This is a genomic window from Halalkalibaculum sp. DA3122 (genome assembly GCF_043951865.1).
Taxonomy (GTDB): domain Bacteria; phylum Bacteroidota; class Rhodothermia; order Balneolales; family Balneolaceae; genus JAMQKA01.
Map to the genome: position 1 here is coordinate 1 of NZ_JBINJF010000035.1, position 20,308 is coordinate 20,308.

Annotated in this window: 16 protein-coding genes; 15 read left to right on the forward strand and 1 reads right to left on the reverse strand. The window is 51.9% G+C overall.

The genetic code is table 11. The annotated features are described in order from the left end of the window. The first annotated feature begins 282 nt into the window (after positions 1 to 282). The gene (locus tag ACG2F4_RS16920; RefSeq protein WP_395262074.1) at positions 283 to 1,947 is read left to right on the forward strand and encodes a M1 family metallopeptidase; all 1,665 of its coding nucleotides are present in this window, start codon (positions 283 to 285) and stop codon (positions 1,945 to 1,947) included. Between the two features lie 27 nt (positions 1,948 to 1,974). Here ACG2F4_RS16920 and ACG2F4_RS16925 read toward each other — a convergent pair whose 3' ends face one another. After that, positions 1,975 to 2,181 (reverse strand): hypothetical protein, encoded by a 207-nt coding sequence (locus tag ACG2F4_RS16925; RefSeq protein WP_395262075.1) that lies wholly within the window; start codon positions 2,179 to 2,181, stop codon positions 1,975 to 1,977. A 610-nt stretch (positions 2,182 to 2,791) separates the two neighbouring features. Here ACG2F4_RS16925 and ACG2F4_RS16930 point away from each other — a divergent pair. From ACG2F4_RS16930 to ftsZ, 14 genes are all read left to right on the forward strand, one after another. Beyond that, positions 2,792 to 3,976 (forward strand): sensor histidine kinase, encoded by a 1,185-nt coding sequence (locus ACG2F4_RS16930; RefSeq protein WP_395262076.1) that lies wholly within the window; start codon positions 2,792 to 2,794, stop codon positions 3,974 to 3,976. A 321-nt stretch (positions 3,977 to 4,297) separates the two neighbouring features. After that, positions 4,298 to 4,765, forward strand: a complete 468-nt coding sequence (gene mraZ, locus ACG2F4_RS16935) for a division/cell wall cluster transcriptional repressor MraZ (protein ID WP_395262077.1) — start codon at positions 4,298 to 4,300, stop codon at positions 4,763 to 4,765. Continuing rightward, positions 4,752 to 5,705, forward strand: a complete 954-nt coding sequence (gene rsmH, locus ACG2F4_RS16940; RefSeq protein WP_395262078.1) for a 16S rRNA (cytosine(1402)-N(4))-methyltransferase RsmH — start codon at positions 4,752 to 4,754, stop codon at positions 5,703 to 5,705. Before mraZ ends, rsmH begins: the two co-directional genes overlap by 14 nt. Continuing rightward, on the forward strand, positions 5,705 to 6,139 hold the full coding sequence (locus tag ACG2F4_RS16945) for a hypothetical protein (RefSeq protein WP_395262079.1): 435 nt from the start codon (positions 5,705 to 5,707) through the stop codon (positions 6,137 to 6,139). Before rsmH ends, ACG2F4_RS16945 begins: the two co-directional genes overlap by 1 nt. A gap of 1 nt (position 6,140) precedes the next feature. After that, positions 6,141 to 8,291 (forward strand): penicillin-binding transpeptidase domain-containing protein, encoded by a 2,151-nt coding sequence (locus ACG2F4_RS16950; RefSeq protein WP_395262080.1) that lies wholly within the window; start codon positions 6,141 to 6,143, stop codon positions 8,289 to 8,291. A gap of 5 nt (positions 8,292 to 8,296) precedes the next feature. Beyond that, positions 8,297 to 9,784 (forward strand): UDP-N-acetylmuramoyl-L-alanyl-D-glutamate--2,6-diaminopimelate ligase, encoded by a 1,488-nt coding sequence (locus ACG2F4_RS16955; RefSeq protein ID WP_395262081.1) that lies wholly within the window; start codon positions 8,297 to 8,299, stop codon positions 9,782 to 9,784. Continuing rightward, on the forward strand, positions 9,784 to 10,920 hold the full coding sequence (mraY, locus tag ACG2F4_RS16960) for a phospho-N-acetylmuramoyl-pentapeptide-transferase (RefSeq protein ID WP_395262082.1): 1,137 nt from the start codon (positions 9,784 to 9,786) through the stop codon (positions 10,918 to 10,920). The genes ACG2F4_RS16955 and mraY overlap by 1 nt, the downstream gene beginning before the upstream one ends. Next, positions 10,917 to 12,278, forward strand: a complete 1,362-nt coding sequence (gene murD, locus ACG2F4_RS16965; RefSeq protein WP_395262083.1) for a UDP-N-acetylmuramoyl-L-alanine--D-glutamate ligase — start codon at positions 10,917 to 10,919, stop codon at positions 12,276 to 12,278. Before mraY ends, murD begins: the two co-directional genes overlap by 4 nt. 109 nt (positions 12,279 to 12,387) lie before the next feature. Then, entirely contained in the window at positions 12,388 to 13,578 is a 1,191-nt protein-coding gene (locus ACG2F4_RS16970) for an FtsW/RodA/SpoVE family cell cycle protein (RefSeq protein WP_395262084.1), read from the forward strand. After that, a complete protein-coding gene (murG, locus tag ACG2F4_RS16975; protein WP_395262085.1) occupies positions 13,571 to 14,740 on the forward strand; it encodes an undecaprenyldiphospho-muramoylpentapeptide beta-N-acetylglucosaminyltransferase in 1,170 nt (389 codons plus the stop codon). The genes ACG2F4_RS16970 and murG overlap by 8 nt, the downstream gene beginning before the upstream one ends. 108 nt (positions 14,741 to 14,848) lie before the next feature. Next, a complete protein-coding gene (gene murC / locus ACG2F4_RS16980) occupies positions 14,849 to 16,279 on the forward strand; it encodes a UDP-N-acetylmuramate--L-alanine ligase (protein WP_395262086.1) in 1,431 nt (476 codons plus the stop codon). 118 nt (positions 16,280 to 16,397) lie between these two features. Beyond that, positions 16,398 to 17,156, forward strand: coding sequence for a cell division protein FtsQ/DivIB (locus tag ACG2F4_RS16985; protein ID WP_395262087.1), 759 nt, complete (start codon positions 16,398 to 16,400; stop codon positions 17,154 to 17,156). 187 nt (positions 17,157 to 17,343) lie between these two features. Continuing rightward, complete coding sequence (gene ftsA, locus ACG2F4_RS16990; RefSeq protein ID WP_395262088.1) at positions 17,344 to 18,606, forward strand: cell division protein FtsA; 1,263 nt, start codon at positions 17,344 to 17,346, stop codon at positions 18,604 to 18,606. A 195-nt stretch (positions 18,607 to 18,801) separates the two neighbouring features. Further along, a complete protein-coding gene (gene ftsZ / locus ACG2F4_RS16995; protein ID WP_395262089.1) occupies positions 18,802 to 20,118 on the forward strand; it encodes a cell division protein FtsZ in 1,317 nt (438 codons plus the stop codon). The last annotated feature ends 190 nt before the right edge of the window (positions 20,119 to 20,308 follow it).

Below are 20,308 nucleotides of genomic sequence, written 5' to 3' on the forward strand. Positions count from 1 at the left end.
TTTAAACCGTGATTTCGGGGATTAATGTGATGAACCGTGATGGGCAACGAAAAAATCAAAGTCCATCCTACCAATCACCCTAATCATGGTTCAGACTGTTAGATGTTAATGATTAGCAAGGTATGTGATAGTCTGATTCATACCCGTCATTCCCTGCCGAGTCAGTACAGGGGTTGAAGTGCATGCAGTATAAACCTCAGTTTGGGACTGTATTTTCTCCGATTTCCACATCATCTTAATTTCTTCTTTACCCGGTTCAGCTATTTTTTTATATATCCTGCTATGAAAACCAGATACCTTCTTTTACCTATTTTAGCGGCATCACTCTTGTTTATACCTGAATCGCATGCCCAGCAGAAGCAGCCGGAGTTTACCCGCGCCGATACGCTCCGCGGCTCCATCACTCCGCAGCGGGCCTGGTGGGATGTCATCTTCTACGATCTCCACGCAACAATCATCCCCCCCGATTCCTCGATCTCCGGCCACAACCGAATTGATTACAGGGTCACGGAGCCTCGCAGCGGGCGCTCCATGCAGATTGACCTGATCGCACCACTGCAGATTGACCGGGTGGTACAGGATGAGCAAGAGCTGGAATTCCAGCGACACGACAATGCCTATTTTGTGGACATCCCGGGCGACCAACAACCCGGTGAAATCCACACGGTCACGGTCTGGTATTCCGGCAAGCCAAGAGTCGCGGAAAATCCGCCCTGGGACGGAGGTTTTATCTGGCAACAGGATCGCGAGGGCAACCCGTGGATAGCCACGGCCAACCAGGGGGTGGGCGCCAGCATCTGGTGGCCCAACAAGGATCATCAATCCGATGAGCCCGACAGCATGGGCATCCATATAACGGTCCCATCCTCCATCAAAAATATCTCGAACGGGCGGTTGCGCGACACCACCCGGCATTCTGACAACACAACCACCTGGTCGTGGTTCGTCAACAACCCGATCAACAACTATAATGTGGCGGTAAATGCCGGCAACTACGTGAATTTCAGCGATACCCTGGAGGGCGCCAAAGGCACACTCGATCTTAACTACTGGGTGCTGGAACCGTATCTTCAACAAGCCAGGAAACAGTTTATCCAGACCAAGCCGATGCTGCGCTGCTTTGAACACTGGTTCGGCCCCTACCCTTTTTATGAGGACGGGTTTAAGCTTGTCCACACCCCTCACCTGGGAATGGAACATCAAAGCGCCATAGCTTATGGCAACGGGTTTCAGAACGGGTACCAGGGCATCGACCTTTCCGGCACCGGCTGGGGATTGACCTGGGATTTTATCATCGTGCATGAAAGCGGGCACGAGTGGTTCGGCAACAATATCACCACCCGGGATATTGCCGATATGTGGATTCACGAGGGGTTCACCAATTATTCAGAAAACCTGTTCGTGGAGTGCCTCTGGGGTACGCAGGCGGGAGCCGACTACGTGATTGGAACCCGCGACCGCATCCAAAATGACCAGCCGATTACCGGACCGTACGGCGTCAACCAGGAGGGATCTTCCGACATGTACTACAAGGGAGGCAACCTGCTCCATATGATCCGCCATATTATTGATGATGATTACCGGTGGAAAAATATTCTTCGGGGGCTAAATCGAACATTCCACCACCAAACCATTACCACAGAACAGGTGGAAGCGTTTATCAGCCGGCGCGCCGGGATTGATTTCAGCACGGTGTTTGACCAGTATCTCCGATACGCCGGGATCCCCACGCTGCAGTACTATTTCATGGATGGCGATGTTTTCTACCGCTGGAAAGCTGATGTGGAAGAGTTTGACATGCCGGTTGAAGTAAAGCTGGACAATGAGATGTATACGACGATCCGTCCGACGACCGGCGAATGGCGATCCAGCTCCTACCTGCATGCAGGCGACAAGCTGGTTGTCAGCAGAGATTACTATATCAATATCGAGAGGATACAGAAATGATCATTCACCCAATTCCCGGCACCGCGCCTAACCATTTTCGGACTCATTTTTTCGCTGTCGCCTCACCTTGATAGCTATACTCGCGGCAATGACCACGGCCAGTACCACCCAGTTGACCGGATCGCTCAGCATCCTTTTCATTCCCACATAGCTGTCGTTCAGGTATCCTATCGCCATTAAAATGCCGAAAAACAGCAGGGCAGACCAGATGGAATCCTTGATAAGTTGTTTCATTGCTTTATATTTCTGCGCGTTTAAAAATGTATGGCTGAAGAAAACCACGGTCATATGTCGATCGTAAAAATAGGGTATCCAGTTGTCTAATGCATACTGATCCGGGTGTTGTTTTTTTAAGAGGGCTTAACGGAACCTCCTGTTTTGTTGGGAGGGGTAGTACCACCGGCCTTATTGGGGGTCAAGCGGGAGTATTACTCCCCTACAACGAGAAACCGATCATTTTGCAAAGGCCTCTGCCAGGTAAGAACTTTGGAGTTTCGCCACAAAAAAGGACAATAAAATTTCCACTTTATATAACACGGAAAAAACACGAGATTGCATGTGGTCTGAAATTGGGGTTCTGACGGGTGCAGTTTCGGGAAATGCCAGAATGGGACAAACCAGCGGTTTTGCAAAGTCCTGTTACATGATGTTCTGGTAATCAAACAGATGGTTTACCTTCTCTGCAGGGTCGATGGGAAGCAGAAAACAATAGAACTGCTATAAAGACCGCCGAACATGCTTTGTAACACCGCATCAGGCAATGGCAGCGTTTTACGGGTTCACAGGATCTTCATCAAAGAGCACTATAATCAAATTTCGTTTCACCCTTAACACCAGTTCCAACATGAGTGAATCAGCATCCAATTCCCGGCGGCAATCGGCCATCCGGTATATAGCGTCTGTTTCTGGGATGTCTGAGAAACAGGCAGAGTTGTTGATAGATCAGCTTGAAAAACAAAAATCACCCCTGCCCGGGCAGCCAGAGAACCGCTTCAAAAATGGAATGGATCAACACCAGATGCTGCGGCTGCTATATGCGGCTATCGACTCGGCCGAGGAGATGATCCTGATCACCGACGCCCGGGATCGCATTGGGGATGAAAAAATTATCTATGTCAACAAGGGGCTTGAGAAAGTAACGGGATATTCACGCGAGGAGCTGATCGGGGAAAATCCCAGAATTTTTCAGGGTCCGGATACAGAGCCTGAAACCATTGAACGGCTGCGCGAGCGACTTTCGGCGGGCAAACGCTTTGAGGGAGAAACATTTAATTACCGGAAGGATGGATCCAAATACCGTGTCCGGTGGAGTATCGACCCGATCAAAAATTCTGACGGCGAGATCACCCATTTTATCTCGGTTCAACAAGATGTGACCCCCCAGTGGGAGCAAAAGGAGCGGCTGGAAAAAATCGTAGAGGAGCGGGAGTCGCTGCTCAAGGAGATCCATCATCGCGTTAAAAATAACCTGGCCGTTATTACAGACTTGCTTGAACTTCAGTCGGCCAACACAAACTCTGAGGAGACCCAAAATATCCTGACGGAGAGTATCAATCGTATCCAGTCGATTGCGACCCTGCATGAAAAACTTTACGAGACCGGGGATTACAGCAACATTTCACTGCCCGACTATATTTCAGGTCTGCTGCATTACCTGATCCAGACCATGAACGCCGAAGGACGTGATATTACCCTGGATACAGATATTGCTGATATCACGCTCCCCGTAACGCGGGCCGTTCCCCTGGCTTTAATTCTCAATGAGCTGGTAACCAACTCATACAAACACGGTTTTGAAGGGCGTGATGAAGGGCATATCTGGGTTTCCCTGAACGAGGACTCGGGTAACCTGGTACTTACAGTGGCCGACGATGGCGCAGGCCTGCCGGATGATCTTGAAATCGAGCAGCTACAGTCGCTGGGACTTCGGCTGATCAGCACGCTCTGCACCCAGCTTGAGGGAGAGTATACCTTTACAGATCGGGACCCGGGCACTAAGTTCAGGCTCGTATTTCCACTCTCCGTATAGCAGCGGTCTCTCCCCTTTTCTTCTTTATTTCGGGTCATTTGTAAAATCTCCCACTTTCTACCACCCCGCCTCCCCACTTCCTCCCACATCTTCCCATTTTAACAAAAAATCCAAAAATATCACCTGAAAGGACTTAAAAGGTTATTTATAACTCAAAAAAGAACACTTATTTATCGGGATTAGAAAATAATATCGCTTTCCGGGGAAATTCCTTGACATATTGAACGCATTTGGGGTAAATTGTGGGTTGAAGTGGGAGAATGTGGGAGACCCCCGCTATTTTAAATAGATTCCGCGTTAATCGCTTAATCCTGGTATTACGTGCCAAGTTTTAAAGGTCAATATGAACACAGTGTAGACAGCAAAGGCCGCGTGAGCTTCCCGGCCAAGCTGCGCAAAAGTCTGACCCCCGAGGCCCAGGAGCGATTCACTATTTTGCGAGGGGTGGACCCCTGCCTGCAACTCTATCCTTCGGATGAGTGGCAGATGTTTGAAAAACGGCTTTCGAATATTAACAGTTTTTCTGAAGAGGGGCGAACCGTAAAACGACACTTGCTGCGGTATGCGGAAGATATTTCTCTGGATAATCAAAACCGTATTGCTCTCCCTTCACAGCTTATGGAATATGCCGGAATTGATGACAAGGCAATATTTATCGGCAGTGTGGAATATGTCGAGATCTGGTCGCCTGGAAAACTGGCCGACGAAGATTCCGAAGTATCCGATGAAATGTACCAAGAACTTTTTGAGCGTGTGATGGGCAAAGGCGAAATCCATGGAAACACATGATGAACAACATGAACGCGATCCATATTACGAGCACCAGCCGGTGTTGCTTGAGGAGGCGGTGGCTCATCTGGTTACGGATCCGACTGGAGTATATATCGATGGAACGCTGGGCGGCGGAGGCCATAGCGAGGAAATTTTATCGCGCCTGGAACCGGGCGGCACGCTTTTTGGAATTGACCAGGATGACCAGGCGCTCGAGGCGGCCCGGAACCGCCTCGGTGAGGACGAGCGATTTACTGCAATAAAAGGAAATTTCGGATACCTGGCGCGACTGCTCCCTCCGGAGACACGAGGAAATATTTCCGGGTTGCTCCTTGACCTGGGGGTTTCGACCCATCAGATCAAGGAGGCTGAGCGTGGGTTCAGCTTTCAGCAGGAAGGTCCGCTGGATATGCGCATGGGCAACCTCCGGGGTGTTACAGCCTACGAGGTGGTCAACGAATATGAGTATGAAGAGTTACGAGATATCATCTACCATTACGGCGAAGAGCGAAAGAGCCGTGAAATTGCCCGGGCCATTATTGACGCCCGGCCAGTTGAAACCACGACGGAACTCCGCCAGATCATTGAGCGACTGGTCCCGTCTAAATACCAGGTAAAAAGCCTGGCCCGTGTATTCCAGGGAATCCGCATTGAGGTCAACCAGGAACTGGATATGCTGCGCAGTGTGCTTACGCAGGCGCTTGAGCTGGTTAAACCCGGCGGGCGCATTGTGGCGATCTCCTATCATTCGCTGGAAGATCGGCTGGTAAAACGGTTCTTTAAGGCGGGTAACTTTGAAGGAAAAATTGAAAAGGACTTTTACGGCAACGATTTGTCTCCCATTAAAGAAATATCAGACGGTATCATCACACCTTCAGAGCAGGAGGTGCAACAAAATCCTGCAGCTCGAAGTGCGAAAATGCGTGTAGGCGAAATAAAAGAAAAGAGAGGTGAATAATGCTCGTTAAAACCCCATTAAAAGAAAATAAAGAAAGGCAGGCCAAACCCAACAAACGGCCGTCTGCCAAAAACAGGAGCCGCCGCCCGGGCGGTACCCGCGGGTCAGGCGGCGTGGTTTATGGAAAAAAACGAAAAAAGGAGGAGGCAAAACTTTCGCTTCCCTCCGTGGCCGCATGGAAGCTCATCGTGGGTGCCATCATCATCGGGATGTTGGGTGTGCTGTATCTGAATCATGTTTTTGCCACCCAGCAACTGCTGGCCGAAGTGCAGCAACTGGAGAACGAGTACCAAAAAGCAAAACGCCAGCATGAAGATTATCGGCTGACATATGACCGCATGATTGGTCCCAAAGAGATTTATGAGAAGGCCAAGGATCAGGGTTTTATCAACGGCGGGCCGGCCGACAAGATCATAACGGTTGGGGGAGAATAGCATGCCGGAGGAACGCTCTGCCATAATGGGTCGGCTGTTTGCCCTGTTCGGGTTACTGCTCCTGGTGCCCTGTGCCATAGGCTTCCAGCTTTTCCGTATTAATTTTATGGAGGGAGAAAAGCTGCGTGCCTTGTGGAATGAGCAGGCGATCGACTACATCTCCATCCCGGCTCAGCGGGGCAACATTTATGATCATGACGGAACGTTGCTGGCAACCAACTCGGCAGTCTACAAGGCCGCCATCGACCCCAGGCTGGAAGGTCTCACCCAAAATGACATTTACAAGGTTTGCAAAACGTTGTCTGATTTTACCGGTGTCAGTGCACAGGCCTATCGCAAAAAAATCGACAGGGCGCCGTCCCGTTCGCGCTATGTGGTGCTGGCCGAGGGGTTGAACACCGAGGCTTACCTTCAGCTCAACGCACTGGACATCCGGGCCCTGATATTGGAGGAGGAATACCAGCGGCGATATAATTTTGGGACTCTTGCTGCCCACCTGCTCGGTTTTGTTAACCATGAGGCAAGGGGAGTTATCGGGCTGGAGCATGAATATGACAACCAGCTAAAGGGAACCGACGGGCAGCAGCAGGTTCGCCGCGATCGCAACGGGCGGATTTTTGCCTACGTCGGAGCTCCCCGCAAGCTGCCGAAGCAGGGCTACTCGCTGCATACCACGATCGACTCCCACATCCAGGCCATCCTGGAAGAAGAACTTAAAGCCGGGATCGATCGCACCAAATCCAACTACGGTTCAGCCATTGTCATGGATCCCCGTACGGGCGCCATAAAGGCGATGGCCAATTTTCCCACATTCAACCCAAATACGCCTGCCTCGTCAAAGAGTGAGAACCGTAGAAATTATGCGATTTCGGATATGATTGAACCCGGCTCCACTTTTAAGCTGGTTACGGCTATCGCATCCGTTGAACAGGAGGTTGTATCATTCGATGAAACCTTTGAAACGCCCGAAGATGGAGAAAAGCTTATCCACGGGCAGATGATGCGCGACCACGATCCGCTGGGCAACCTACGCCTGGATGAAGTCTTCGAGCAGTCCTCCAATATAGCCACTGCCGAAATTGCGATGCGGCTTTCTCCCAATGTATTTTACCAGTATGCCCGGAATTTGGGCTTTGGCACTCCCACCAATATTGATCTGCCGAACGAGGAGTCGGGCCGACTCCAGAAGCCGTATGAATGGAGCCAGGTAACCCTGCCGTGGATGGCCATCGGATATGAAGTGCAGGTCACTCCAATTCAACTGCTGCAGGCCTACGCCGCTTTTGCCAACAACGGGAAAATGATGCGTCCCTACATCGTGGAAAAAATTACCGATAGTGAAGAAAATATCGTCCGCCGGAACAACCCTGTCACCGTTCGGCAAATCGCGGACAAACAGACGCTCGACAAACTGCAACCCGTTTTTGAGGATGTAGTAGCCGATTCCGGAACGGCCCGCTGGGTCAAGGTGGAGGGACTTGAAATCGCCGGCAAAACAGGTACTGCCCAAAAATATATCGACGGCCGATACCAGGCGGCCTACCGCGCCTCTTTCGTCGGCTTTTTCCCCGCCGAGAACCCCAAATATGTCTGTCTCGTCGTCCTTGACGAGCCTCAAACCAGTATCTACGGCGGATATACGGCCGGCGTCATCTTTAAGCAGACCGCAATCCGGATTGCAGGACTCGACCGCGAAATTCAGCGGACCCTCGAGAAACCAGCAAATCAGCAGGCGCCCCTGGTACACGTCCCTGACGTACAGAATATGAGCATTGGCAACGCCCGCGCCGTACTGGAATCCCACAATATCGATTTTGAACTGGAGGGATCGGGGAAATGGATTTCCAAACAGACGCCCGCACCCGGAAATACGTTAACAGGTAACAAGGTCATAACATTGACTGCTGCAGACACACCGGCTGCGCAGGCAGATTCAACAGTAAGCAAAGACTACGCGCGAATCCCGGACGTGGGAGGCCTGGATATGCGGCGGGCCGCCGTGATGATCAACAGCCGGGGCTTTAATATTAAGATGATCGGGTCGGGAACCGTTTATACGCAGTTTCCCCGCCCCGGAGACCTGATGAAAAAGGGACGAACCATCACCGTCCGCGGAAAAGCAAAATCACTGGAAACCCTCGCTGGAAAATAATCTGTATGACGTTTGATGAACTCATAAATATTTGTCAACCGCTGGATGTATACGGCACAGAGCCGAACCAGATCGGCGAGCTTACGCAAGATTCGCGTGAGGTACGCGAGGGGTCTGTCTTTATCGCAGTGCGTGGCACCCAGGTTGACGGGCATATGTTCATCGAAAATGCCATATCGCGCGGCGCTTCCATCATTATCTGCGAAGAAGCCTATTATACAGAAAATGATAATATCTGCATTTTTGAGGTAGAAGACACCCGCGCCCTGATGGGTCCCCTGGCCCAGGCGTTTGAAGGATACCCGGCCAGAGAATTGACCCTGGTTGGCGTGACGGGCACCAACGGGAAAACAACGGTAACGAGTCTTGTGTACCAGGCATTGAAACAGCTGGGAGCCCGTCCATCTCTGCTCGGCACGGCAGGCAAACAGATTCAGGATGAAGCGCTGGAGAGTTTGCTTACCACTGCCGATCCCGTTGAACTGGCTCGTGACATGCGCCGCATGGTGGAGGCAAACTCGTCGCACCTCGTCATGGAGGTCTCTTCCCACGCCCTGGATCAGCAGCGGGTAGGCGGACTCCAATTTCAGGTGGCTGCCTTTACCAATTTGAGTCACGACCATCTGGATTACCACACCTCGCTGGACGATTACGCCGCTGCCAAGAAGAAACTGTTTGACAACCTGAGCTCAGAGGCTACGGCAATTGTCAATGGTGACGATGCCAATGCTGCGCTTATGCTTAAAGATTGTAAAGCCCGCAACATAAGCTTTGGTTTTACTGATTCCGCAGATCTGCAGTGCCATCTTGTAGCCAGTAATTCAGAAGGAATTACACTGGATATCGGCAACACCCGGGTCAGCAGTCCGCTGGTTGGCAGGTTTAACGCCTACAATGTGGCATTGGCGTTTCTTATATGCCGTGCCCTTGACTACGATAACCAGGATATTGCACGGGTCCTCGGCAGTGCCAAGGGGGCAGCTGGTCGGCTTGAGCGGGTTCAAACCGGCAAAAAGGATAAACAGCCGCTGGTATTGGTGGACTACGCCCATACCCCCGACGCGCTTGAAAATGTGCTGAGCACACTCCGGGATTTAAAGGAGGAGTCTCAGCAACTGCACCTTGTCTTCGGCTGCGGCGGCGATCGCGACAAGGGGAAGCGACCCAAAATGGCTGCTGTGGCGGAGCGCTATGCCGACCGGATTATCGTCACCTCCGACAATCCACGCAGCGAAGATCCCGATGCCATCATTGATGACATAGCAAAAGGATTTTCCCGGGAGTCGACCGCAGAGCGAATCACAGACCGCCAAAAAGCGATCCGGAAGGTGATCGCGCGTTCACCGCAGGATGCCATCATCCTGATTGCAGGAAAAGGCCATGAAACCTACCAGGAAATTGGAGACAAGCGACATGAGTTTGATGACCGCGAAATTGCCCGGGAGGCCCTGGCCGAGCGAAATGAACATTCCAAACCCGGGGAGGTAGCCTGATGCTGTACGAACTTATTCACTGGCTGGAAATACAATATCAACCCCCCGGGTTTAGTGCATTTGAATTTATCACCACCCGGAGTGCGGTTGCCGCAGCCATGGCCCTGTTTATCAGCCTGTTAATCGGGCGAAGTATCATTCACTGGCTGGAGCGAATGCAGCTTCGCGAAGTAATCCGTGAGGATATCGGCCTGGATTCCCATCTCAACAAGGCCCATACGCCCACGATGGGCGGAGTTATTATCCTGCTGGCAGTTTTGATTCCCGCACTGCTGTGGATGAAAATGGACAGCATCTATACCTGGATGATTGTACTGGTCACCCTGCTGCTTGGGATCGTCGGTTTTGTGGATGATTATATCAAGGTCGTAAAAAAGGACAAATCTGGCCTGCACAGTCGTTTTAAACTGGCGGGACAAATCCTCGTGGGCCTGGGACTTGGAGCTGTACTCTACTTCTACCCCGATTTTTCTGAATTCAACACGCTATCGACAGTACCGTTTTTAAAAAGCGTGAATATCGATTACGCAATCTTCGGAGAAGCCCTCGGCTGGATTGTCTACATCCCGGTTGTGGTATTTGTCATTACGGGTGTGAGCAATGCAACAAATCTCACCGACGGCCTGGATGGGCTCGCAGCCGGAACATCCGCTATTGCCGGACTCATCCTGGGCATCTTTGCCTATGTTTCCGGGCGTACCGACTTCTCCAACTTCCTGGATATTATCTATCTGCCGGGCGCCGGTGAACTGACCATCTTTTGCGCTTCACTGGTGGGGGCCTGTATGGGATTTTTATGGTATAACACGCATCCCGCGTCGGTATTTATGGGAGACACCGGTTCACTGGCACTGGGAGGTGCATTCGGGGCCCTGGCCCTGATGCTGCACAAGGAGCTGCTGCTGCCCATTGTCTGTGGAATCTTCTTTGTAGAAACCTGCTCGGTCATCATACAGACACTCTGGTTTAAATACACCCGGAAAAAATATGGAGAAGGGCGCCGTGTTTTCCTGATGACCCCGATCCACCATCATTTTGAAAAGAAAGGTTGGCCGGAGTCGAAAATCGTTGTGCGATTCTGGATTATCGCGGTACTTCTCGGAATTCTCAGCCTGTTAACCCTGAAATTGCGATGAAAGAAGTTAAAGGTCGACATATCGTGGTAATAGGTGCCGCACGAAGCGGCATGGCTGCAGCTTCCCTGCTTCATAAAAAGGGAGCCCGGGTGTTTGTGACTGACAGCAACACAATTTCGGAAGCAACCCGGCAACACTTCCAGGCGCTGGGTATACCGTATGAAGAAAACGGACATACCGAGCGTGCCCGCAAAGCTGAATTTGCGGTAGTAAGTCCCGGCGTGCCCACGGAAGCACCACTCGTGCAGCAATATCTCAAATCCGGGAAGAAAGTATACTCCGAGCTTGAGGTGGCGAGCTGGTTTAACGTTCGGCCTGTTATAGCGGTGACGGGCAGCAACGGGAAAACAACCGTCACAAGCTGGCTGGGCCATACCTGGAAGCAGGCCCAAAAACAATCGACCGTGGCGGGAAATATCGGGTACGCTTTTTCAGATAACATTGACGGTATCGATCAGTCCGGGGACGTGATTCTGGAGGTCAGCAGCTTTCAGCTCGACCATATCGAGGAGTTTCATCCGAAAGTGAGCTTGATTTTGAATATCACGCCGGATCACCTGGACCGGTACCAAAACAGCATGGAACAATATGCACAGTCGAAATTCCGGATAACTGAAAATCAAACGGCGGACGACTGGTTCATCTACCACTACGATGATCCGATCGTTCGCAAACATGCGGAAATGCTCAGTAAAAAGGAGGATGCCCCCCGCCTTCTGGCCTTTTCAAATCGGTCGGAAGTGCCCGAGGGCGCATTCGTTCGCGATGACAACATCATCTTGAAACTCAATAACAGCGAAGAGGTACTTATGCCGATTCATGAAGTTGGACTTAGCGGTACGCATAATCTGAACAATGGTCTTGCCACCGCGCTCGCGGCCCGCGTCTCAGAAATTCGTAATGAGGTAATTCGCGAAAGCCTCAAAACCTTTGAGGGGGTAGAACACCGGCTTGAGCTGGTACGCACGGTTGATGGTGTCAGGTATATCAACGACAGCAAGGCCACCAATATCAATGCCGTCTGGTATGCACTGGACAGCTACGACATGCCGATGGTACTGATCCTGGGAGGCCGTGACAAGGGCAACGACTACAGGGACCTGATTGAGCAGATCCGTGAAAAAGTACACACCATCGTGGCGATCGGTGAAGCGCAACACAAAATTGAACAACAGCTCGGCACCGTAGCGCCAAATTTCGAATTGGCCAACACACTGCCTGAAGCGGTTAAAATCGGCCAGCAGTATGCCAAGCGCGGTGAAATAGTGCTGTTGAGTCCCGCTTGCTCCTCCTTCGACATGTTTGACAACTACGAACACCGTGGAGAGGTTTTCAAGAAAGCGGTAAATGACTTGTAAATCACGACCATCAAGGCCAGATGACAGCTATTTTGAGCTTCATCCTGGTGGACAAAATGACCGGTTTTATCTATTACTTTAACTCTGGAAAAACCACAGTAAACACGCATTGATATACACGACGCCAAATAACAATATTAAATCGGTTCTGGGCAGAACTCCGGAAGAGGTGGATTCCGGCAGGCAGGCCAGTGACCGCCCATTGCTGGTTTCCGTGATCATCCTGATGGTATTCGGGGTACTGGCGGTATATTCCTCCATCGTCTATTTTGCCGAAAGCAACGGTACTTCAGCCGGATCACTTGTCGTTGGCCACACGGTTAAGCTGGGGATCGCATTCCTGGTCATGCTGATCATTTCGAAGATCAATTATCGCAACATCGCTAAGCTGAGCCGCTTTGCAATGATTACCAGTTGGATTCTGTTGCTGATCACCATGGCATATGGTACCGAACTTTTCGGAGCCCGGCGCTGGCTGTTCATCGGTGGCTACTCCTTTCAGCCGGCCACATTCGCCTCCGTAGCACTGATTATTCACGTGGCCGTGCTGCTCGAGGAGAAGCAGGAATACATCAAGGACCTGACGCGCTCGTTTCTCCCGATCCTGTTTTGGGTGGGAACCACCTGTTGGTTAATTGGTATGGAAGATTTCAGTACCGCCGGTGTATTGTTGGCGATCTGCCTGCTAATGATGTTTGTGGGACGCGTCAGCATGGTGCACCTGGGAATGCTCATTATAGGCGGAATGATCGCCGGCAGCGCCTTAATTATGCAGTCTCCCGAGCGCCAAAGCCGTATCGAAGGCTATATCGACCAGATTACCGATATCAAAAGTGAAGAGTTTAATGTGGGTGAAGGATACCAGGCCCAGCAGGCACAGATCGCCATTGCACAAGGCAATATCCTGGGAGTGGGAATCGGCAAGAGTACACAACGCGATTTCCTGCCGGCCCCTTACAACGATTTCATATTCGCAATCATCGCCGAGGAGTACGGGATGGTTGGCTCCATGCTGCTTATTCTGCTTTTTTCCATAATTCTGCTCAGGGGCATCGCCGTTATTGCAAAAAACGCGATGGATCCTCTCGGCACATTCCTGGCCGTGGGCTGTACGCTCAATATCGCTTTATACGGGTTTATTAATGCAGGGGTAGCCAGCGGACTGCTGCCGGTTACGGGTCTGCCGATGCCTTTTGTAAGTTACGGGGGATCCAGCATGCTTTTTGCAGGATTGATGGTTGGTATTCTAATGAATATTTCCAAGCACGACAGCAAGCGAAAAAAAGTGTTTTATGCGTAGCCGTTCAAAGAACATATCATCAACGACCACACCGGCCCCTGGTGCCGCGGGCAGGCCTCGCATACTCATCGCGGCCGGGGGCACGGGGGGGCATGTCTACCCGGCCATCGCCATTGCCGATGCGTTGAAAGCGGCACGCCCGGAGGCTGAAATCCTTTTTGCGGGGACACGAGATCACATGGAGTGGCACGCAGTACCGGAAGCCGGCTATGATATCCGAAGTATCTGGATCAGTGGATTCCATCGCCGCCTGACGCTTAAAAACCTGCTGTTCCCCGTAAAGCTTTTAACAAGTCTTGTTCAGAGTTACCGCATCATCAGTAATTTTAAACCGAATATTGTCGTCTCCTGCGGTGGTTATGTGGCGGGACCGGTGGGCTGGGTCGCAGTTAAGCGGGGACTTCCCCTGGTTATCCAGGAGCAGAACAGCTACCCCGGCGTAACCAATCGCCTGCTGGGTAAAAAGGCGGAACATATATTTACAGCTTTTGAAGAGGCCAACAGCTATTTCCCTGAAAATAAAACAACCGTGGCCGGTAACCCGACACGCTCGGAGCTGGCCGATGCAGATGCAGCTTCCGCATATCAGGTGTTTGGTTTCAAAGCGGACAAGCGAACCCTGCTGGTACTGGGAGGCAGCGGCGGTGCACGTGCTATTAATGAGGCGATGGCCGCCAACATTGATACCCTGCACAACAGCCAGGAACTCCAGGTCATCTGGCAGTGCGGCCGAAGTTACTACGACAAATACCGAAATCAAGTTAATGCCGCAGAGCTTCAAAATCTCAGGCTCAAGGATTTTCTTAACAATATGGATCAGGCATATGCTGTGGCCGACTTGGTGGTAAGCCGGGCCGGTGCCCTCTCCTGTTCGGAGCTGGCCCTTACCGGTAAAGCCAGTATCCTGGTACCCTCGCCCCACGTGGCGGGCGACCACCAGACCAAAAATGCCCGCTCAATGGCAGATGAGGGTGCGGCGGTGCTGGTGAAGGATAGTAAATTACAAGAAACTCTCGCAGCGCTGGTTGCCGAGCTGATGAATGACCAGGAACGCCTGAAGGCGATGCAAAAGGCGGCCCTGAAGCTGGCCCGACCCCATGCCGCCCGCGATATTGCAACTGAAATTTTAACGCTGGCGGAAACCAGCAAGCAAACAGAGTAGTATTCGCAAGGCGTGGCTGAGAGTCGAACTATACTCTCATGCAGGGACGCCGGGTTGGTTGGGAGCGCACCTCCCTCCAACGCCATAGATGAAACAGGTAAAAATTTTATGAGCAACGAAAAAAAGATACAAACGCAGCCCATTTTCGGACGGACCCGCCAGATCCATATGGTGGGAATCGGGGGGATCGGTATGAGCGGCATGGCTGAAATTCTGCTGCAAAAAGGTTACCGCGTGACCGGCTCCGATGCCAACATGAGCGAAACGGTTGAGCGGCTCCGGGAACTGGGGGCCAGCGTCCTTATCGGCCACAACGCAAGTAATATTGAAGGCGCCGATGTTGTCGTTTATACCAGCGCCGTAAAAGCCACAGAAAACATTGAAACCCGGACCGCCCTGGAACAGGGAATCCCGGTCATCAAGCGCGCCGAAATGCTGGCCGAACTGATGCGGATGAAGTACGGCATCGGCGTGGCGGGAACGCACGGCAAAACCACGACGACCACCATGATCGGTCATGTGGTGCAGGATGGCAGTTTTGACCCTACAATCATTGTCGGCGGCAAAGTCCACAGCTTTGACAAAACGAACGCTGTGGTGGGCACCGGTGACATCATAGTGGTGGAAGCGGATGAGTTTGACCGTACCTTCCTGCGGCTGCGCCCCTCACTGGCCGTAATTACAAATATCGAGGCGGAACACCTTGATATTTACAACAACCTGGAGGATGTAAAGGAGGCCTTCGTAGAGTTTTCCAACAAGGTTCCCTTTTACGGGGCTGTGACCGTATGCCTGGATGATCCGAATATACGCAGTATTATCCCGAAAATTGACCGCCGGATCCTCTCGTACGGGCTGACGCCCCAGGCAGCGGTACGGGCTGTTGAACTGGAAATGGACCATTTCCGGACCACCTTTACCGTTCTCCACGAGAATGAGGAACTGGGCACTATTACGCTGAATGCACCGGGCCGGCACAATGTAAAAAACGCCCTGGCCGCGGTGGCTGTGGGACTGGAACTCGATATCGATTTTGCACAGATAAAGTCAGGACTGGAACGGTTTGAGGGAGTATTTCGCCGCTTCCAGCTGAAAGCAGAACACGATGATATAATGGTGATTGATGATTACGCTCACCATCCCACGGAGGTCCAGGCCACCCTGAACGCGGCTCGCGAGGGCTGGAACGACCGACGCATTGTAGCGGTATTTCAGCCGCACCTGTATTCGCGGACGCAGGAACTTTACCAGGAATTCGGATCCTCATTCTTTGATGCGGAGGTGTGCGTAATAACGGATGTATATCCCTCCCGGGAAGAACCGATCGAAGGGGTCTCCGGCCGCTTAATTGCGGAGGCGGCCAGGGAATACGGCCACCGGAAGGTGCATTATGTAGAAGACAAAACCGGGCTCCCCGGCCGGCTAAAAGAGATTGTACAGCCGGGAGATATTGTTATCACGATGGGAGCCGGCGATATTTATAAATTTGGCGAACAGTTTGCAGAGGCACTGAAAGCCGGGCTGGAGAATATGAACTGAAACTCTGAATCTGCATAACCACCTTCTCCCGTGGAGCTTCGCCCAGCGCGAACAGACTGATAGATGGAAAGAAGACCGAAACTTTTAATTTGATCAAAATGATAGCCGAAAACGACGGATGACCAAACAGAATAAACAACAGAGCGAAGATCAACCGGCTAAGGGGCTAAACCTTGCCCCCTGGCTGGCGAGCGTGTTGCTGTTACTCGTGGTGGCGGTGGCGGCCGGGGTCTACTGGAATCGCACCATGATAATACGTGATGTTGAGTATACCGGTCATCACTTTGTTACGGAGCAGGAATTGACCGAGCAGGTTCACATTCCCACCGGTATATCCCCGGACAGCGTAGATTTTATGGCCATTATCAATAAGCTGGAGACTGTTCCCTATGTAAAACAGGCCGATGTGAATGTAGAACCCAGCGGCAACCTCAGCGTCCATGTAACAGAACGGCAGCCGATTGCCATGCTGGCCAACGGAGAGAATAAAATCTATGTGGACCAGGACGGCATCCGGCTTCCGCTCAAGTTGGGGAAAACGGTGGATGTGCCGATAGTATACGGGTTTCAAACGGCTCCCGTGAGCGATACGCTGACGTCGGGGTCGTGGGACCAGGTGCGCAGCTTTTTGATGGAACTCAACAACAGTTCATTCAGCCGGGCCACAATCAGTGAGATTGCATGGACAGACAGTGAGGGCATTGTGGCCCTCAGCCATGAAAACGGTGTAAAACTGGTGTTTGGGAAAGGTGAATTTTCCCGGAAGTTCCGCAACTGGAAGGCGTTCTACTCCGAAGTGGTCCGGGAGAAGGGAATCCGGAAGATGCGGTCCGTAGATCTCCGTTTTGAAGGCCAAATTGTGACCCGCGAAAGTTGACAAGTTGAATTGGGGGCGGGAGTCGGCTCCCACCCGGCAGTATGATTAATTGGGAATCACAGTTTTATGACGTTACTCCGGGAGGATCGGGCGCATTTTTTTGATCCCGGAACCGGGATGACATCGGAAAATGAATTGAATTACAATAACAAAAACAGTACGCGAAGTAATCGCTAATAATATGGACATGGAAGAACAAGATAGAATTGTTGTCGGTCTGGATATAGGAACCACCAAGGTGTGCGCCATTGTTGCCTCAATCGATCCGCAGGATCGCATCCATATCCTGGGGGTGGGAAAGTCGCCCAGTGATGGCTTGAATCGCGGCGTGGTTGTCAATATTGACAAGACGGTCAACGCTATTCAAAGTGCCATCGAGCAGGCCCAGCTGGCCTCCGGTATCGAAGTTAATTCGGTCAATGTGGGTATTGCAGGCGACCACATCCGCAGCATGCGCAGCAAAGGCGTCATCACCATCAACAACAAAGACAACGAAATCACTGTCAACGATGTGGAGCGCCTGTTGGAAGATTGCCAGCGCATCATGCTGCCGACCGACCAGCAGATTATCCATGTCATTCCGCAGGAATTTGTGGTAGACGGGCAGGATGGTATCAGCGACCCGGTGGGCATGAGCGGCATGCGCATGGAGGCAGAAGTCCATATTATCACCGGCCTTGTATCGGCAGCCAAAAACATCTACCGCTGCGTGGAACGGGCGGGGTATGAAGTGGCAGACATCATCCTGGAGCCGCTGGCTTCCTCCTATTCGGTTCTAGATGAAGAAGAAAAAGAGGCGGGCGTCGTGCTCGTGGATATCGGAGGCGGCACCACCGATGTGGCTATCTTCCAGGACAATACGATCCGGCATACGGCCGTCATCGCCATCGCCGGCAAAAAGGTTACCGATGATATTCGCGTGGGGCTCAGCGTGCTGGACGACCAGGGCGAAAAGCTCAAGCGGGAGCACGGCGAAGCGTTCGTCGACATGATTGAAGAGGAAGAGGTGATTACCGTTCCCGGCATTGCCGGCCGGCCGCCCAAAGAGATTACCAAAAGCATCCTGGCCAAAATTATCCAGGCCCGGATGGAAGAGATTCTGGAAATTGTTGCCATCGAGGTCAAACGCAGCGGCTACGCCGATGCCCTGAGTGCCGGGGTGGTCCTGACCGGCGGCGGTTCCCTTATCAAAAATGTATGTCCCCTGGCAACCGAAGTACTCGGTATGGATGCCAAGATCGGGAAACCGCTGGGACTCAGCGGGGGACTCATTGAAGAGGTCAATAACCCGATTTATGCCACTGGTGTCGGGCTCGTGATGCACGCCATCAAAACGGGAAGCGGTGCCATGAACCAGGCGATCATCCCCTCCTCCACGAAGGGTTCAAGCGTGGAAAAAGTGATGAATCGGATAGCCGAGCGAATGAAGAGCTGGTTCAAAGAGCTGTAGCATCTGAGACTTTAATGATCTTCACCAGATGTACTGACATGTAAGAAGTGAATATGACATTTACAAACCATGCAACCATGTTCAATTGATTTTTTCGAATCGAAAAAAATCCGGGACGCCGGATAAAAACCCCATAAAAAGAGCAATCAGATAATCAGAAGAGAAATAAAAAAGCAATCTAAAAAGGAGTTACTTATGTCAAATCTCAACACGCGTTTTAGTTTTGACGAGAACGGTCAGGACTCAGCGAAAATCAAGGTGATTGGTGTTGGTGGCGGTGGCGGTAATGCCGTCAACAACATGATAAACAAAGGATTAAGCAGCGTAGAATATGTTGCGCTCAACACCGATGCCCAGGCCCTTAAAAACAGCCTGGCTGATATTACAATCCAGGTCGGTTCCAACCTGACCGGCGGTCTTGGTGCAGGAGCGCGCCCGGAGATCGGGCGCGAAGCCGTAGAAGAAAACCGTCACGAAATTGACGATGCCATCGAAGGCGCCGACATGATTTTTGTGACCGCCGGCATGGGAGGCGGAACAGGTACCGGGGGAGCGCCCGTTGTATCCGGCATTGCCAAGCGAAAGGGCATCTTGACCGTTGCCATCGTTACCACCCCATTTGAGTGCGAAGGTCCCAAGCGCATGCGCTATGCCACCGAGGGAATCAGCGAGCTCAAAAAGAACTGCGATACGGTTATCGTTATACCCAATGAGCAACTTCTGGAAATTGCCGACGACAATACCACGCTGATGGAGGCCTTTGACAAGGCCAACGAGGTGCTCTACAATGCCACGCGCGGCATCTCCGACCTGATACTGATGCCCGGCCTCATCAACCTCGACTTTGCGGACGTGCGCACCACCATGCTCGACGGTGGAGCCGCCATCATGGGTTCGGCCGCGGCAACCGGCGAAGACCGTGCCGAAATTGCGGCTCGAGAGGCGATCAACTCTCCCCTGCTCGACGGGGTCAGCATCCGCGGTGCACGCAACGTGCTGGTCAACATTTCGGCCGGATCCAACCTGGGCATGAAAGAGACGACCACCTCTACCAGCATCATTCAACAGGAGGCCGGTGAAGACGCCGAAATTATCCTGGGTACGGTGCTCGACGACGAGATGGAGGATGAACTGCGTATTACTGTCATCGCCACGGGATTTGACCTGAATGAAGAGGGTAAAACTGCTCCTTCCGCCGACCAGGAAAATGCCGAGGCTCAAGACACCAAGCAGAAGCTTGAAAAATCAAAACGCCAGGCCATGAGCGGGCGCAGTGGTTACTCTCCAACCGGTGAGCCGTTTTACAAAGGGGAATCAAACCTGAAGAAACTCGACTCTCCGGCCATTTCCCGACATGGAGTCAATTACAGTTCCGAAAAGAAGAAACAGGAAAAAGAAGAGGAGCAGCAACACAAAAAAAATGAGGGCGATACGCTCCTGAATAACCGCCGTGAGCGAATCGACAAAAGTGACACTGATCAGCCTGCGTTCCTGCGCAAAATTATGGACTGACGGTTTCCTGCACAACGCGCCCTGAAAGCGCGATTATCCTTTTTTGATTGCTGAATATCCTTATATAGGAGGGGATTTGTCCGCCCGCTTGCGGGCATGATTCCCAAACTATAGATTGCTAAACAGAGAAGGAGTCCTTTGAACGGGACTCCTTTTTTAATATGTCCGGGAAATATTTTATTGGTCTTTC